Here is a 15,372-nt window from a genome sequence, read left to right as displayed (position 1 = left end):
GACCCCTTCACCGTCGTCAGGCCACCTTGCCGCGGCGGTCGCGTTCCAGGTGCACCAGCAGCAGGGAGATCGCCGCCGGTGTCATGCCGGGGATGCGCTGGGCCTGGCCGACGGTCTGCGGCTGCACGCGCAGCAGCTTCTGCTGCACTTCGGCCGACAGGCCGCGGACCCGGGCATAGTCGAAACCGGGTGGGATCGGCGTTTCGCCGTGGCGCTGCTGGCGCGCGATCTCGTCGCGCTGGCGCTGCAGGTAACCGGAATACTTGGCTTCGATCTCGACCTGTTCGGCCACTGCCGCATCGTCCACGGCCGGCGCGAATGCGCTCAGCGCGGTCAGCCCGGCGTAATCCAGTTCGGGGCGGCGCAGCAGGTCCAGCGCATGCGTCTCCCGGCTCAGTTCGATGCCCAGCGTGGCCACCGCTTCACGTCCGGCCGCATTGGCCGGCGAGGCCCACAGCCCACGCAAGCGTTGTGTTTCGCGCTCGATCGCCTCGCGCTTGCGCGAAAACGCCGCCCAGCGCGCGTCGTCGACCAGGCCCAGTTCGCGCCCGGCCTCGGTCAGGCGCAGATCGGCGTTGTCTTCGCGCAGCTGCAGCCGGTATTCGGCGCGGCTGGTGAACATGCGGTACGGCTCGTTGGTGCCGTGGGTGATCAGGTCGTCGATCAGCACGCCGATGTAGGCCTGGTCGCGGCGCGGCGACCACGCGTCCCGCTGCTGCACGGCGAGCGCCGCATTGACGCCCGCCACCAGTCCTTGCGCCGCCGCTTCCTCGTAGCCGGTGGTGCCGTTGATCTGGCCGGCGAAGAACAGTCCGGCCACCGCCTTGGTTTCCAGCGAGGACTTCAGCCCGCGCGGATCGAAGAAGTCGTATTCGATGGCATAGCCGGGGCGGGTGATGTGCGCGTGTTCGAAGCCGCGGATGCTGCGCACCAGTTCCAGCTGCACGTCGAACGGCAGCGAGGTGGAAATGCCGTTGGGATAGATCTCGGCCACATCCAGCCCTTCCGGCTCGACGAAGATCTGGTGGCTGGCCTTGTCGGCGAAACGCACCACCTTGTCCTCGATCGACGGGCAGTAGCGCGGGCCGATGCCTTCGATCTGCCCCGAATACAACGGTGAACGATGCAGTGCGGCGCGGATGATCTCGTGGGTGCGCTCGGTGGTGTGGGTGATCCAGCAGCTGACCTGGCGCGGATGGTCGGCGGTGCTGCCCATGAACGAGAACACCGGCCGCGGATCGTCGCCGGGCTGTTCCTGCATCACCGAACAATCCAGACTACGGCCGTCAATCCGCGGCGGGGTGCCGGTCTTCAGCCGTTCGACCACGAACGGCCCTTCGCGCAACCGCACGGCCAGCGTGGTGGCGGGCGGGTCGCCCATGCGACCGGCGGCGTACTGGGTATCGCCAACGTGGATCTTGCCAGCCAGGAAGGTGCCGGCAGTCAGCACCACGGCCGGCGCTTCGAAACGCAAGCCGGTCTGGGTCAGCACGCCGTGCACGGCGCCGTTTTCGATCAGCAGATCGTCCACCGCGGCCTGGAACACGGTCAGGCCGGGCTGGCTCTCGACCGCGCGGCGGATGAAGCTGCGGTACAGCGAACGGTCCGCCTGCGCACGCGTCGCGCGCACGGCCGGGCCCTTGGAAGCGTTGAGCCGCCGCCACTGGATGCCGGCGGCGTCGGCGGCGCGGGCCATGATCCCGCCCAGCGCGTCGATCTCGCGGACCAGATGGCCCTTGCCGATGCCGCCGATGGCCGGGTTGCAGCTCATCGCCCCGACCGTCTCGATGTTGTGGGTCAGCAGCAGGGTGCGCGCACCGGCGCGCGCCGCGGCCAGCGCGGCCTCGGTTCCGGCATGGCCACCGCCGACGACGATGACCTGGTAGTGGTGGAAGTCCTGCTGCATCGGCACGAAAGGCAAGTCGGGTGCGGTTGCGGATTCTACCCGTCCCGGTTCCTCACGCTGCGCTTACGTGGTTGGCACGGAATCTGCACCTTCTTCCCGGCACCCGATGCGGCAAGCGACCAGGGGCGCAGGCTGGGACTGGAACAGGGGCCAGCCACCGCACGCATCGGGGAAGCCCAGGGGCCGGTAGTCGGGGGACTGCCGGCCCCTTTCTTTGTCCGCCTGCCTGGCGGAAGTCCTGGAAACCCTTTCAAATTCAACAGGATGAGAAAAAGAAAGCCCGGTCTCTCGACCGGGCTTTCCGCAGAGGCGCCGACATCCGGCGGGGCCGGAACAGGGGGGATCCAGATTTCCCGTCCGGACATCGGCATGGAGACTTCCTACCTGACACGTCAGAAAGCGACGCAACCGGTCAGTTCCTGCAGCTTGAGCCCCTGCCGATCCGCAGACAAGCCAACTCCGTCAATCTTTCTCGCGCGTCTCCCGTGGCGCGGAACGGGCCGGCGACGACACGGAACGCGACATGCTGCGACCGGAGGAGCTGGCAGCACGCGACGCCGGCGCCGATTGCGGGCGGGAAGCGGGAGCCGAACGCACGGAAGAAGAAGAGGGTGCGACCTGCCGGGTCGGAGCGACGGCCGGCTGGCTGCGCACACCCTGCGCGCTCGGGACCGCAGCCCGCGTGCGCGACGGCACCTTCGGCTGGCTGCCGGGCTGGATGTAGCGGCCATCCGGCGCCCGCCACGGCGGCGGCCGATTGTCGCCACCGGCATGCCCGCCGCCATGATGATCACCGTTGCCGTGACCATGATCGTGGTCGCCGTCGGGGCGCGGCTTGTACGGCGGCCGGTAATAGGGGTAGCGCGGATAGCTGTAGTAGCCGTAATAGCCGTAGGGGTAATAGCTGTACGGCGAATATCCGTAGCTGCCGTAGCCATAGTAGCCATACGGCGAGCCGTAACCGATATAGCCGCCATAGCCGTAATCGACCGACGCGCGACCGGTGTAATAGCCGCCCGGCGCGCTGCCATCGACATAGTCGTAGGTGACGCAACCGGTCAGCGAGACGGCGGCCACCGCAGCGGCCAGCAACAGACGTTTCTTCATCACAACCCCCGTGGTACTGCAAACAGCGCAGCTTCCGTGACTGGCAGATTCGGCGCCCGGCATTGAATGCGTGCTTAATCCGGCCGGCGTCGTACGGGAACGCGTTGTTCCATTCATCTTGTCCATGTGACTCGGTTCAGTTTCGACAGCACGCCGCAACCGGTACGCTACTCTTTCCATGATGCCACCCGCACTCCCCACGTTCGACGACCTGCTGGATGCCGCGGCCCGGATCGCGCCGCATGCACGGGTCACACCGGTACTGCGTTCGCACGCGCTCGACGAACTGTCGGGCGCGCAACTGCATTTCAAGGCCGAACCCCTGCAACGCAGCGGCGCGTTCAAGTTCCGCGGCGCCTGCAATGCGGTGTGGTCGCTGGACGAAACCGCGGCGCGGCGCGGCGTGGTGACCCATTCTTCCGGCAACCACGGCGCGGCACTGGCGCTGGCCTCCGCGACCCGCGGCATCGCCTGCCATGTGGTGGTGCCCGAAGGCGCGGTGGAAGCCAAGCTGGCGTCGATCCGCCGCTACGGCGCCATCCTGCACCGCTGCGCGGCCGGCATCGCCGCGCGCGAAGCGATGTGCGCGCAGGTGCAGGCCGATACCGGCGCCGAGCTGGTCCATCCCTACACCGATGCGCGGGTCATCGCCGGCCAGGGCACGGCGGCGATGGAACTGATCAACCACACCGGTCCACTGGATGCGCTGGTGATCCCGGTCGGCGGCGGCGGCCTGGCCTCGGGCACCGCCATCGCCGCCGCCGCGCTGGCGCCGCAGTGCAAGGTGTTCGCGGCCGAGCCTGAAGGCGCGGCCGACACCGCCCGTTCGCTGGCGCTGGGCCGGCACGATGTGGATTTCGTGCCCGACACGATCTGCGACGGCCTGCGCGGCAGCCTCGGCGAACCCAACTTCGCCATCCTGCGCGATCACGGCGTGCAAGCGATCGTGGTCGACGATGCCGCCACCACGGCGGCGATGCGCCTGCTGTGGCAGGTGCTGAAGCTGATCGTCGAGCCGTCCTCGGCGATCGCGCTGGCCGCGGTGCTGCAGCAACCCGAGCGCTTTGCCGGGCAGCGGGTCGGCCTGATCCTGTCCGGTGGCAACGTCGATCTGGACGCCCTGCCCTGGAGCGCGCCGTGAATGCCCGCGGCAAACCGCGCCGGCGCGGCATCTGGAGCTGGCTGTGGCGGCTGGGCCTGCTGGCCGTGCTGTGGCTGTGCGCGGTGGCGGTCTACATCGCCGTGGTCGGCGAACGCGACCAGGCCGCGCCGGCCGACGCGATCATCGTGCTCGGCGCGGCCGCCTACGACGCCAATCCCTCGCCGGTGTTCGAGGAGCGTATTCGCCACGGCATCGACCTGTACCAGCGCGGGCTGGCCGGCAAGCTGATCTTCACCGGCGGCTATGGTGGCTCGGGCGCGCGCTTCTCCGAAGCCCAGGTGGCGCGCCGCTATGCGTTGCGCCACGGCGTGCCGGAAGAAGCGATCCTGATCGAATCGGTATCCCGCACCACCTGGCAGAACCTGCAGCAGGCTTCGCGGGTGATGCACACCCACGACCTGCACAGCGCGATCATCGTCAGCGACCCGCTGCACATGGCGCGCGCCCTGCGCCTGGCCGACGATGCCGGCATTGCCGCGGTCGGTTCGCCAACCCCGACCAGCCGCTTTCGCAGCCTCAGCACGCGCTGGCGCTTCCTGTTGCAGGAGGTGTATTTCTTCCATCGCGACCGCGTGGTCAAGCCGAGCTGAGCCGCTCGCCGCGATGGCACGGCTATACTGCCGGGCCACGCCTTCGCCACCGCCTCCCGCGCATGATCATCGACGGTTCCCGCAAGCAGGATCGCGCCATCGAACTGGTCCTGGCCTACTACGCCGCTTTCAACCGCGGCGACCGCGACGGCATGCTGGTCCTGCTCGCCGACGATGTCGTGCACGACCTCAACCAGGGCCCGCGCGAAACCGGCCGCAATGCTTTCGCCACCTTCCTGACGCGGATGGATGCGTGCTATCGCGAACAGTTGCGCGATATCGTGGTGATGGCCTCGCCCGATGGTGACCGCGCCGCCGCCGAGTATGTCGTGCACGGGGAGTACCTGCGCGACGACGAAGGCCTGCCGCCGGCCAACGGGCAAGGCTACGTGTTGCCCGGCGGCGCGTTCTTCGAGATCCGCCACGAGCGCATCGCCCGGGTCAGCAATTACTACAACCTGCAGGACTGGATCGCGCAGGTAAGCCGCGGCTGAACCGTTGCATGCCGCGGTGGCGGCTTCGGACGCTTTTTCGACGCCGCCCGGACTATTGCTGGGCACCCCCGACGTCGATCCCGGTGCATGTCCGAACTGCTCCGCCGCTGCCATGTGTTGACGGCTTCGCCGAGCCTGCGGCTGGCCGCGCTGGCCCTGCTGCTCGCGTTCGCCTTTCTCGGCAGCCGCGGCATCTGGGATCCGGACGAAGGCCGCTACACCAATGTCGCCCTGCAGATGCTCGACAGCGGCGACTGGGTGCATCCCAAGCGTCACCACGAAACCGGGCACTGGACCAAGCCGCCGCTGACTTACTGGACGATCGCCGCCTCGATCGCCGGCTTCGGGCCGAAACCGTGGGCGGCGCGGCTGCCGGCGGCGCTCAGCTACCTGCTGTGCACGCTGCTGGCCTGGCGGATCGCCCGCCGCCTGCTGCCCGGGCGCGAGGATCGCGCCGGCCTGGTCTACGCGACCATGCTGCTGCCGTTCGGCGCCGCTTCGCTGATCACCACCGACTTCCTGTTGGCCGCCTGCGAGACGCTGGCGATGTGGGCCTTCGTCGAAGCGCGCTTCGCCGCCTCCGGGCGCCGCGGCCTGGGCTGGATGCTGCTGCTGTGGGTCGCGCTGGCGCTGGCGTTCCTGACCAAGGGTCCGCCCGGACTGCTGCCGCTGGCGGTGATGCTGCTGTTCAACCTGCTGGCACCGGGACCGCAGCGGCGGTCGGTAATGCAGTGGTCGGGGCTGGCGCTGTTCGTGCTGCTGGCGCTGCCGTGGTATGTGGCGGTGATCCTGGGCACGCCGGGGCTGCTGGACTATTTCGTCGGCGACGAAATCTACAACCGGATCGCCACCGATCACTTCAACCGCAACGGCCAGTGGTACGGCTGGCTGTGGGTGTACGCGCCGACCCTGCTGCTGGGCAGCCTGCCATGGACGCGCGGCCTGCTGGGAGTCACCGGCGCATTGCCGGGACAATTGCGGCGCTGGTGGCGCGAGCCGGCCGCGCGCGACGCCGATGCGCCGCTGCTTTTGCTGACCGTGTGGTTGCTGTTGCCGCTACTGGTCTTCTGCTTGTCGCGCTCGCGCTTGCCGTTGTACCTGTTACCGCTGTTCGTGCCGCTGGCGCTGCTGATCGCCGCGCGCAGTCCGGCCGGCGCGCCGCTGCGCTGGCGCTGGCTGCTGCTGTGGGCGGTGGTGGTGCTAGGCCTGCGCCTGGCCAGCGCCGGCTGGCCGACCCACAAGGATGCCTCCGCCTGGGCCGAGGCGATCCGCGAGCGCGCGCCGTTCGTGGTGCGCGAGGTGGTGTTCGTCGACGACATGGCGCGCTACGGCCTGCATCTGGAGCTCGGCACCGAAATCGAGCGCATCTATCCGCATCCCTTGCCGCGCCCGCAGCCGCGCTTCAACCCCGGCTTCGACGCCGACTTGGCGCAGGAGCTGGCCGAGCGCGAGCCGGACGTGCTGTGGATCTGCAAACAGGCGCTGTGGCCTTCGCTGCAGGCGCGGATTGCCGAACTGGGCTACCACGCGCAGGTATTGGGCGAGCCCTACGAGGGCCGGGTGATGTTCGTGGTGACGCCGGCCTCAACCCTGCCCGCGCCGGCGGATCGGGATGGCTGATAACGGCACCGTGGCAATGTCGCCATCGCCGCCGCGGATCGGCGCACCGGGTTCGGGCGCCCAGGCCTGCGCGTGGATCACGTCCCAGCTGCTCGGCAGACGGCCGTCGGCCATCCGCAACGGTTCGTAGGCCGCCGCCGCCGCCGCGAAGCGCGCGCGCCCGGTCAGCGTGTGCCGGCGCGAGTGCAGGGCATTGGTCGCCCCCAGCGCGCGCAACTCGCGCATCAGCGCCGGCAGGTCGGGATAGGTCAGGGTGTAGCGGTCGCGGTCCAGCACCGGATCGCGGAAACCGGCGCGCATCAGCGCATCGCCGAAGCCGGCGATGTCGGCGAACGGACTGACGTGCGGACGCTCGTCGGCTGCGGCGAAGGCCGTGCGCAGTTCGTGCAGGGTCTCGGGGCCGAAGGTCGAACACAGCAGCAGGCCGCCCGGCCGCAGCACGCGGCGGAAGCCGGCGAACACTGCCGGCAGGTCTTCGACCCATTGCAGGCACAGGTTGCTGAACAGCACGTCCACCCTGCCCTCGGCCAGCGGCAGCGCGCGCGCGTCGGCGCAGACGCGGTGGAAAGGCTTCCCCCACCCCGCCTGCTTCTTCGCCTGCCGCAGCATCGGCAGGGCCAGATCCAGCGCCAGCACCTGCGCCCGTGGCCAGCGCTTCTTCATCGCCGCCGCCGCGTGCGCCGGGCCGCTGCCGACATCCAGCACCACCTGCGGCTCACGGCCATCCAGGTAATCCAGCGATTCCAGCAGGTGCTGTTCGACCTGGCGCTGCAGGGCGGCGGCGCCTTCGTAGCTGGCGGCCGAGCGCGAGAACGCGCGCCGGACCTGACGGCGGTCGAACAGTTCGCTCATGCCGGCAATCCGCCAACGAAATCGGCCAACCGCGCGGCAACCTCGTCGGCCTGGCCGAGGAACGGCGCGTGCCCGCCGCGCGGTAAATCGAGGAATCCACTGGCAGGCGCCGAAGCGGCCGCGGCCTGCATGCCGGCCGCCGGCACCAGGCGGTCGCGGCGACCGGAAATCCACAGGCTCGGCACCGGCAGGCCCGGCAGCAGGTGGCGCAGGTCGCTGCGCGCGAGCAGTTGCAGGCCCTGCTGCAAGGCCCGCGGCGCCGGCTCGCCGCCCGCGTGCAGTGCCGCGCGCAAGCGGCGCAATTCGGCGCGGGCGTGTTCCGAGCCCAGCGCGTCCAGCGCCAGGAAGCGATCCAGCGTGCCGCGATAATCCTGCTCCAGGTCGCGGGCGAACTGGGCGAACACCGTCGCCTCCACCGCATCCGGCCAGTCCGGCCCCTGCACGAAGCGCGGCGTCGACGCCAGCATGACCAGGCCGCGCACCTGCGGCAGCATGGCCGCTGCCTTCAGCGCGAACAGCCCGCCCAGCGACCAGCCCAACCAGACCGCGTCGGGCGTGCGCGCCGCGATTTCGTCGACGCAGGGCTGCAACGCCAGCGGCAGATCGCTGTCGCGGCTGCCGCCGTGGCCCGGCAGATCGACCAGGTGCAATTGGTAGCGGTCGTGCAGGCGCTGCAGCAGCGGTTCGAACACGCCCCCATGCAGCGCCCAGCCATGAAGCAGCACGATCGGCGGGCCGGCGCCCACCGTGCGGATGTGCAGGGTCACGCTCAGGCGGCGCCGGACAGGCGCGGGAGGGCGTCGCGCGCGCGCGCCAGTTCGGCCACCAGCACGTCGACGTCGGCGGCGCCGTGCAGCACCGACAAGGTGATCCGCAGCCGCGCGCGGCCCTCGGGCACGGTCGGCGGACGGATCGCCGGCACCCAGAAGCCGGCGCGTTCCAGCGCCGCCGACATCGCCAGCGCGCTGGCGTCGTCGCCGCACAGGATCGGTTGGATCGGCGAATCCGACGGCAGCCGCTGCAGGCCTTCGCGCAGGGTCGCGGTGGCGAAGCGTTCGACCAGCGCCTGCAGCTTGTCGCGCCGCCACTGGTCGCGGCGCGCATGGCGCACGCCGACCGCCATCGCCGCGGCCAGCGCCGGCGGCAATGCGGTGGTGTAGATGTAGGGCCGCGCGGTTTCGGCCAGATGCTGGATCAGCGCGTCCTCGCCCAGCACCACGGCGCCGTAGCCGCCCAGCGCCTTGCCCAGGGTCACCAGCTGCAGCGGTACTTCCTTCACTCCCAGCCGCGCCTCGGCCACGCTGCCGCGTCCTTCGGGGCCGAGCACGCCGACGCCGTGGGCGTCGTCCACGTACAGCAGCGCCTGCTGCATGCGCGCGGCCAGGTGCAGCGCGCGCAGCGGCGCGACATCGCCATCCATGCTGAACACGCCGTCGGTGACCAGCATCGCCGCGCCATTGCCTTCATGCCGCAGCTGGCGCACGGCGCCTTCGGGATCGGCATGCGGATAGCGGCGCAGGTGGCAGCCGGCCAGGCGGGTGGCGTCGAGCAGGCTGGCATGGTTCAGGCGGTCCTGCACGCAGACGTCGCTCTCTTCCAGCAGCAGCGCCTGCTGCACCGCCAGGTTGGCCAGGAAGCCACTGCCGAACAGCAGTCCGCGCGGGTATTGCAGCCAGTCGGCGATCTCGCGCTCGAGCTGCTCGTGCGCGGCATGATGGCCGCAGACCAGATGCGAGGCGCCGGCGCCGATGCCGTCGCGGCCGGCCGCATCCTGCAGGGCGGTAACCGCCTCGAACTGCTGCGACAGACCCAGATAGTCGTTGCTGCAGAACTCGGTCAGCCAACGCCCGTCCACTTCGACCCGTGCGCCGTCGCGGCGGCTGATCGTCCGTCGCACGCGCACGCGGTTCTGCGCCAAGCGGAGCTTGCGCAGTCCCTGGATGCGGTCGTGGAGGTCGGGGCGGGCCATGGTCCGGTTCCTGAAACGGTGAGGTTCGGCGACGGCGGCGGTGCGCTCAGGCCGCCTGTCCGCACGCCGGTTCGACGATCTCGGCGTGTACGGTAGCGCTTTCGGCCGCCACCTGCATCGACCGCAGGCCGAGGCGGGCGAACAGGGCCTGGTCGCGCTCGACATCCGGGTTGCCGGTGGTCAGCAGCTTTTCGCCGTAGAAGATCGAGTTGGCGCCGGCGGCGAAGCACAACGCCTGCAGTTCGTCGCTCATCTCCTCGCGGCCGGCCGACAGCCGCACCATCGAGCGCGGCATCGCGATCCGCGCCACCGCGATCGTGCGCACGAATTCGAACGGATCCAGCAACGCGGTGCCGTGCAGCGGCGTGCCCGCCACCTGCACCAGCCGGTTGATCGGCACCGAATCCGGGTGCGCCGGCAGGTTGGCCAGCGCCTGCAGCAGGCCGGCGCGCTGTTCGCGGGTTTCGCCCATGCCGACGATGCCGCCGCAGCAGGTCTTCATGCCGACCTCGCGTACGTGCTCCAGCGTGTCCAGGCGGTCCTGATACTCGCGGGTGCGGATGATGTCGCCGTAGTGCTCCGGCGCGGTGTCCAGGTTGTGGTTGTAGTAGTCCAGCCCGGCGTCCTTCAGCGCCTGCGCCTGGCCGTGGCCGAGCATGCCGAGGGTGGCGCAGGTCTCCAGCCCCAGCGACTTCACTTGGCGGATCATCTCGGCCACCTTGGGGATGTCGCGGTCCTTCGGCGAACGCCAGGCCGCACCCATGCAGAAGCGCGAGGCGCCGGCGGCCTTGGCCTGGCGGGCCTTGTCCAGCACCGCCTCGGCGCTCATCAGCTTGGTCGCCTCGACCCCGGTGTGGTAGCGCTGCGCTTGCGGGCAGTAACCGCAATCCTCCGGACAACCACCGGTCTTGACCGACAGCAGGGTGCTGACCTGGACCTCGGCCGGATCGAAATGGCGGCGATGCACGCTGGCGGCGCGGTGCAGCAGCTCGGTGAACGGCAATTCGAACAGCGCCAGCAGCTCGGCGCGGTCCCAGTCGTGGCGCAAGATTTCCGGCGGGATGACAGCAGACATCGGCATTTCCTGACAGACGGCGGCGGGCAAGGGCGGCAGTCTGGTCACCATGCCCGACCCTGTCAACCAAAACACTTGCGGAAAAGTTTACGGCGCGTTGCGGGCGCTGGGCCATGCGCTGCTGGCGCCACACTGCCTGCTGTGCGGGGAAGCGGGCACCGACGGCCGCGACCTGTGCCGCGCCTGCGCGCGGGCCCTGCCCTGGAACCGGCACGCCTGCCTGCGCTGCGCCCTGCCGCTGCCGGCGGACGACAGCGGTGGCGTCTGCGGCGATTGCCTGCGCCAGCCGCCGCCGCTGGACGAAGTCCGTGCCGGCTTCGTCTACGGCTTCCCGTTCGACCGGCTGGTGCCGCGCTTCAAGTTCCACCACGACCTGGCCGCCGGGCGGCTGATGGCCGGCCTGATGACCGAGGCGATGGCCGCGCTGCCGCGTCCCGACGCCCTGCTTCCGATCCCGCTGCATGCGCGGCGTCTGCGTCGGCGCGGCTACGACCAGGCGCTGGAACTGGCCCGCCCGCTGGCGCGGCAGCTGGGGATCCCGCTATTGGGCGACGCCCTGGTCCGCCGGCAGCACACCGCGGCGCAATCGGAACTGGATGCCGGCGCCCGCCACCGCAACCTGCGCGGCGCCTTTCGGGTCACGGAAGGCGCTGCGCTGCCCGCCCATGTGGTCCTGATCGACGATGTCATGACCACCGGGGCGACCCTGCATGCGGCCGCCCTTGCCCTGCGCCGCGCCGGCGTAGCGCGCGTCGATGCCTGGGTCTGCGCACGGGTGCCCTGAGCGCTCGCCACGGGCGGCCGACCGCAGCTAATTGTCAATTCCTGTCACAATTGCCGCGGGCCGGTGCCGATGGCCCTCCCGACCGACCGCATTCCCTGTCAATCAATGGAGACGGACGCATGAACGAAACCGCACAAACGACGCCGGTGACCCCGCTTTCCCTGCTGGGGCGCAGCTGGTGGGTTCTGCTGGTGTATGGCCTGTTCGCCGTGATCTTCGGCGTCGTGGCCCTGCTGCATCCGCTGCAGGCCGCCGCCGCGCTGGCCTGGACCATCGGCATCCTGGCCGTGGCCGAGGGCTTGGTCAGCCTGTTCGCCCTGTTCGACAAGCAGGTCGCGGTATCCAAGGGCTGGCTGCTGTTCTATGCCCTGGTCTCGATCGCGTTCGGCGTGCTGGCTGTGCTCAACCCGGTTGCCACCGCCGCAGTGCTGCTGATGCTGCTGGCGGCCTGGCTGATCGTCGGCGGAATCTTCCGCATCGTGTTCGCGATCAAGGTGCGCAAGCTGATCGAAGGCGAGTGGATGATCATCCTCAGCGGTGCGCTCAGCATCATCTTGGGCATCATGTTCGTGGCCAAGCCGCTGGCCGGGGTGGCAGTGACGACGCTGTGGATCGGCGCGCTGGCGCTGGTGTATGGCGTGTTCCAGATCGTCGCCGCGTTCAAGCTGCGCAAGTTCAAGTAATCGCCGGCCCTGCCGAACGCACGGGCGGCTGCGGCCGCCCGTTTCGTTTGCGGCCGGCTCAGGCCGTTGCCGGTTGCAGCGCGTAGTGCAGGACGATGCCGGCGAACACCGCCATCCCGATCCAGTTGTTGTGCAGGAAGGCGCGGAAGCAGCCCGCGCGGTCACGGCCGCGCGCCATCCGGAATTCCCACGCTACCAACAGCAGCGCCACGCCGAGCCCGGCCCAGTAGTACGGACCGAGTCCGGCTTGCACCCCGGCGCGCGCCAGCACCAGCAAGGTCAGCGCGTACAGGATGCCCTGGATGACCAGGTCCAGATCGCCGAACAGGATGGCGGTGGATTTGGAACCGGCGCGGATGTCGTCCTCGCGGTCGACCATCGCGTACCAGGTGTCGTAGGCGGTGGCCCACAGGATATTGGCGCCGTACAGCAGCCATGCCTCGGCCGGCAGCGCGCCCTGCACCGCGGCGAAGGCCATCGGAATGCCCCAGCCGAAGGCCAGGCCCAGATAGACCTGTGGCAGGTAGGTGTAGCGCTTCAGGTAGGGATAGCTGGCCGCCAGCAACAGGCCGACGACGCTCAACCACACCGTCAGCCGGTTCATCGTCAGCACCAGGCCGAAGGCGATCAGCATCAGTACCGCGAACACCGCCAGCGCCTCGCGACCACTGACCGCGCCAGTCGCCAGCGGCCGCTCGCGGGTGCGTTCGACCTGCGGATCCAGCCAGCGGTCGGCGTAGTCGTTGATCACGCAACCGGCCGAACGCGTCAGCCACACCCCGGCAGTGAACACGAACAGCGTCCACAGCGGCGGCAGGCCGCCGGCCGCGATCCACAGCGCCCACCAAGTCGGCCACAGTAGCAACAGTGTGCCGATCGGGCGGTCGCCGCGGACCAGCTTCCAGTACTGCCCCAGCCGTTCGCGCCAGCGCGGCATGGAGAGCCCTTTGACACGTTCGTCAGGTATCGGCACCGACAGACCGCTTCATGTGCATGTGGGTTCGGTGCCTCGTGAAGTTCCGAATCGAGGACGCCGTCACCGCCATCCGAACCGTCCTTCCAGTCGCAACCACTACCCACCAGAATCAATGGCGCGCCTGGAGGGATTCGAACCCCCGACCAATGGCTTCGGAAGCCACTACTCTATCCGGCTGAGCTACAGGCGCGTGGCCGGGCATTGTAGCCGGCGGGAACTCCTTGCGCCATGAATCGCGCCCGCTGCGGGCGAGGGTCATCCGCTGTGCAGCGACTTCCGGCGAGCCTCCCCGTTGCGGGGAGGCGGCGGAAGTGCGGAAGAGGCTTCAGTTGCCGTTGGCGGCCGCCTTCAGGCGGCTGCGGCGCATGCGCCGGTTGTAGTCGTTGGTCAGGTACTTCTCGACCATCACCGACAGCGCGGTCTGCATTTCCGGCAGGTCGTGCATGGCGTCGATCACCTTCGGCCACAGGCCTTCGTTGCACCAGCGGCCGAAGCGGATGTAGATGGTGTGCCAGTTGCCGAACTCGGCCGGGATGTCCGACCAGTAGGCGCGGGTCTGCGCGACCCAGACCACGGCTTCGAGGAAGCGCTTGGCGCTGCCGCCGTTGCTGGCGCGCACGCCGACGCGGCCTGGCAGCACGCGCACGATCTTCTTCCAGTTCATGTCGTCGATCGCGGCCGGACCGGCGGCGCGGAACCGCACCGGCTGGCTGTGTTCGATCGACTGCAGCCGCGGGGCCGGAAATCCCGCCCCTCCCGGCATGCCGTCCGGAACGGACCGGGAAATCATGTTGTCTGGCGTCAATGCCATGGCGCTCCTCCTCAACTTGTGACTGTCCTGGGTATTTGTCTCCGGGGAATCCGAAGGACACCACGGAGGCTCCGTTCCCTTGCTTCCCTGTATCCCGTCCCTGGGACCGATCGCATCCGGTGTGGCAACTCCTGTCGCCCACCGTTCCGGAGTCCGGGTGCCGCGGTTCCTTGGCGTCGCCATGCGACACCCGAAGGTGCCGCATGGCCGCGGGGTCCCTGACCCGCGGATGTGGCATGCCCTCATCCTGTATGGCAACCACACGACCACTGCTCCTGCAATTCAGGTTAGGCAAGGTGAAGCGCATCACATTCCCTGTTTTGCGAATCCTCGGTTCGCGAAACAGGAACGATGACTGCAGAAGGGGCCGCGGGAAGGGCGGGTCAGGGCGTCCCGAGCTGCTGCTCGATGCGGGCGTCCCACGGCGAGCGGGTCGGCACTTGCTCCTGCAGGAAGGCCAGCAGGGCCTGGACCTTGGGCGAGGTCTTGCGGCTGGTGGGGTAGATCAGCGAGATCTGGTGGATCGGCGAACGCAGCTGCGGCAGCACTACCCGCAGCCGGCCGTCGGCGACCGCATCGGCCGCGACCACGCTGGGCGCCAGTACGATGCCGAGGCCGTCGCAGGCGGCTTCGGCCAGATGGGCGACGCTGTTGCTGCGCAAGCGTTCACGCGGCTGGCAGGCCTGCGGCTGGCCGTCGACCTCGAGGTGCCAGACGCCGTGGGTCCCGCTGCTGGCGTCGATCAGGCCGTCGTGCGCGGCCAGTTCTTCCAGCGAACGGGGTTCGCCGTGCGCCTCCAGATAGGCCGGGCTGGCGCACAGCCAGTGGTGGAAGTCGGTCAGCGGTCGGGCAATGTAGTTGGCGTCACCGAGGCGGCCGGCGCGGATGGCGACGTCGTAGTGGCTGTCGCCCAGATTGACGTACTGGTCGTCGACCTCGACGTCCAGGACCACGTCCGGGTATTCGCGGGCGAAGCGGTTCAGCAGCGGCAGGAACAGCGCGGCGCCGTAGTCGCGCGGCACCGCCACCCGCAGCCGGCCTTTGACCTGACGGCTGAAGGCGGCGACGAAATCGTGCGCGGCGTCGATCGATTCGAGGATGCGCACGCACTTGGCGTAGTACACCGCACCGACCTCGGTGGTGCGTACGCTGCGCGCGGAACGGTCGAGCACGACCACCCCCAGTTGCTGCTCCAGCTCGCTGACCCGGCGGCTGATCACCGACTTGGTGGTGCTGAGGCGGCTGGCGGCCTCGGTGAAGCTGCCCGCTTCCACCACCGCCACGAATGCCGCCATGTCGGCGATCTCGATCTTCATTGCCTGCGTCCTTCGCGAACCCGAACC

The 15,372-nt window shown here is 69.4% G+C and carries 15 protein-coding genes and 1 tRNA gene; 6 read left to right on the top strand and 10 right to left on the bottom strand.

Going from position 1 to position 15,372, the window contains the following annotated elements:
• Positions 1 to 16 precede the first annotated feature (16 nt).
• Together mnmG and CSC70_RS14660 are read right to left on the bottom strand one after the other, a co-directional pair.
• Positions 17 to 1,906 (bottom strand): tRNA uridine-5-carboxymethylaminomethyl(34) synthesis enzyme MnmG, encoded by a 1,890-nt coding sequence (mnmG, locus tag CSC70_RS02480; protein ID WP_162455333.1) that lies wholly within the window; start codon positions 1,904 to 1,906, stop codon positions 17 to 19.
• Positions 1,907 to 2,368: 462 nt separating this feature from the next.
• Positions 2,369 to 3,013: a hypothetical protein gene (locus CSC70_RS14660; protein WP_246189298.1), complete on the bottom strand. Its 645-nt coding sequence runs from the start codon at positions 3,011 to 3,013 to the stop codon at positions 2,369 to 2,371.
• Positions 3,014 to 3,191: 178 nt separating this feature from the next.
• On the opposite strand from CSC70_RS14660, the gene CSC70_RS02470 reads away from it, so the two are divergent.
• The 4 genes from CSC70_RS02470 (at position 3,192) to CSC70_RS02455 (ending at position 6,879) form a co-directional block, all read left to right on the top strand.
• Positions 3,192 to 4,154 (top strand): pyridoxal-phosphate dependent enzyme, encoded by a 963-nt coding sequence (locus CSC70_RS02470; RefSeq protein WP_246189297.1) that lies wholly within the window; start codon positions 3,192 to 3,194, stop codon positions 4,152 to 4,154.
• The gene (locus CSC70_RS02465; protein WP_246189296.1) at positions 4,151 to 4,765 is read left to right on the top strand and encodes a YdcF family protein; all 615 of its coding nucleotides are present in this window, start codon (positions 4,151 to 4,153) and stop codon (positions 4,763 to 4,765) included. The genes CSC70_RS02470 and CSC70_RS02465 overlap by 4 nt, the downstream gene beginning before the upstream one ends.
• 62 nt (positions 4,766 to 4,827) lie before the next feature.
• The gene (locus CSC70_RS02460) at positions 4,828 to 5,259 is read left to right on the top strand and encodes a ketosteroid isomerase-related protein (RefSeq protein WP_162455038.1); all 432 of its coding nucleotides are present in this window, start codon (positions 4,828 to 4,830) and stop codon (positions 5,257 to 5,259) included.
• Between the two features lie 87 nt (positions 5,260 to 5,346).
• Positions 5,347 to 6,879, top strand: coding sequence for an ArnT family glycosyltransferase (locus CSC70_RS02455; protein WP_162455037.1), 1,533 nt, complete (start codon positions 5,347 to 5,349; stop codon positions 6,877 to 6,879).
• Here the strand turns inward: CSC70_RS02455 and bioC are convergent.
• Genes bioC through bioB form a run of 4 tightly spaced genes read right to left on the bottom strand, consistent with a single transcriptional unit; the run spans position 6,844 to position 10,775 of the window.
• On the bottom strand, positions 6,844 to 7,731 hold the full coding sequence (gene bioC, locus CSC70_RS02450; protein WP_162455036.1) for a malonyl-ACP O-methyltransferase BioC: 888 nt from the start codon (positions 7,729 to 7,731) through the stop codon (positions 6,844 to 6,846). The genes CSC70_RS02455 and bioC overlap by 36 nt on opposite strands.
• Positions 7,728 to 8,492, bottom strand: coding sequence for a pimeloyl-ACP methyl ester esterase BioH (bioH, locus tag CSC70_RS02445; protein WP_162455330.1), 765 nt, complete (start codon positions 8,490 to 8,492; stop codon positions 7,728 to 7,730). The genes bioC and bioH overlap by 4 nt, the downstream gene beginning before the upstream one ends.
• 8 nt (positions 8,493 to 8,500) lie before the next feature.
• On the bottom strand, positions 8,501 to 9,700 hold the full coding sequence (gene bioF / locus CSC70_RS02440; RefSeq protein ID WP_162455035.1) for an 8-amino-7-oxononanoate synthase: 1,200 nt from the start codon (positions 9,698 to 9,700) through the stop codon (positions 8,501 to 8,503).
• Positions 9,701 to 9,746: 46 nt separating this feature from the next.
• Positions 9,747 to 10,775, bottom strand: a complete 1,029-nt coding sequence (gene bioB, locus CSC70_RS02435; protein ID WP_162455034.1) for a biotin synthase BioB — start codon at positions 10,773 to 10,775, stop codon at positions 9,747 to 9,749.
• 49 nt (positions 10,776 to 10,824) lie between these two features.
• Between bioB and CSC70_RS02430 the strand changes: the two genes are divergently transcribed.
• Together CSC70_RS02430 and CSC70_RS02425 are read left to right on the top strand one after the other, a co-directional pair.
• On the top strand, positions 10,825 to 11,559 hold the full coding sequence (locus tag CSC70_RS02430) for a ComF family protein (protein WP_162455033.1): 735 nt from the start codon (positions 10,825 to 10,827) through the stop codon (positions 11,557 to 11,559).
• Between the two features lie 119 nt (positions 11,560 to 11,678).
• On the top strand, positions 11,679 to 12,242 hold the full coding sequence (locus CSC70_RS02425; protein WP_162455032.1) for an HdeD family acid-resistance protein: 564 nt from the start codon (positions 11,679 to 11,681) through the stop codon (positions 12,240 to 12,242).
• 58 nt (positions 12,243 to 12,300) lie between these two features.
• On the opposite strand, the gene ubiA is transcribed toward CSC70_RS02425, so the two are convergent.
• The 4 genes from ubiA to CSC70_RS02405 all read right to left on the bottom strand — a co-directional run bounded on the left by ubiA (position 12,301) and on the right by CSC70_RS02405 (position 15,345).
• Positions 12,301 to 13,179, bottom strand: coding sequence for a 4-hydroxybenzoate octaprenyltransferase (gene ubiA, locus CSC70_RS02420; protein WP_162455031.1), 879 nt, complete (start codon positions 13,177 to 13,179; stop codon positions 12,301 to 12,303).
• 152 nt (positions 13,180 to 13,331) lie between these two features.
• Positions 13,332 to 13,408, bottom strand: a tRNA-Arg gene (locus CSC70_RS02415).
• Positions 13,409 to 13,543: 135 nt separating this feature from the next.
• A complete protein-coding gene (locus CSC70_RS02410) occupies positions 13,544 to 14,029 on the bottom strand; it encodes a transposase (protein ID WP_162455030.1) in 486 nt (161 codons plus the stop codon).
• A gap of 383 nt (positions 14,030 to 14,412) precedes the next feature.
• A complete protein-coding gene (locus CSC70_RS02405; protein ID WP_162455029.1) occupies positions 14,413 to 15,345 on the bottom strand; it encodes a LysR family transcriptional regulator in 933 nt (310 codons plus the stop codon).
• Between the last annotated feature and the right edge of the window lie 27 nt (positions 15,346 to 15,372).

The sequence above is a fragment of the Pseudoxanthomonas kalamensis DSM 18571 genome, assembly GCF_010211745.1.
Taxonomy (GTDB): domain Bacteria; phylum Pseudomonadota; class Gammaproteobacteria; order Xanthomonadales; family Xanthomonadaceae; genus Pseudoxanthomonas_A; species Pseudoxanthomonas_A kalamensis.
This window is presented reverse-complemented; position numbering and strand designations above follow the sequence as displayed.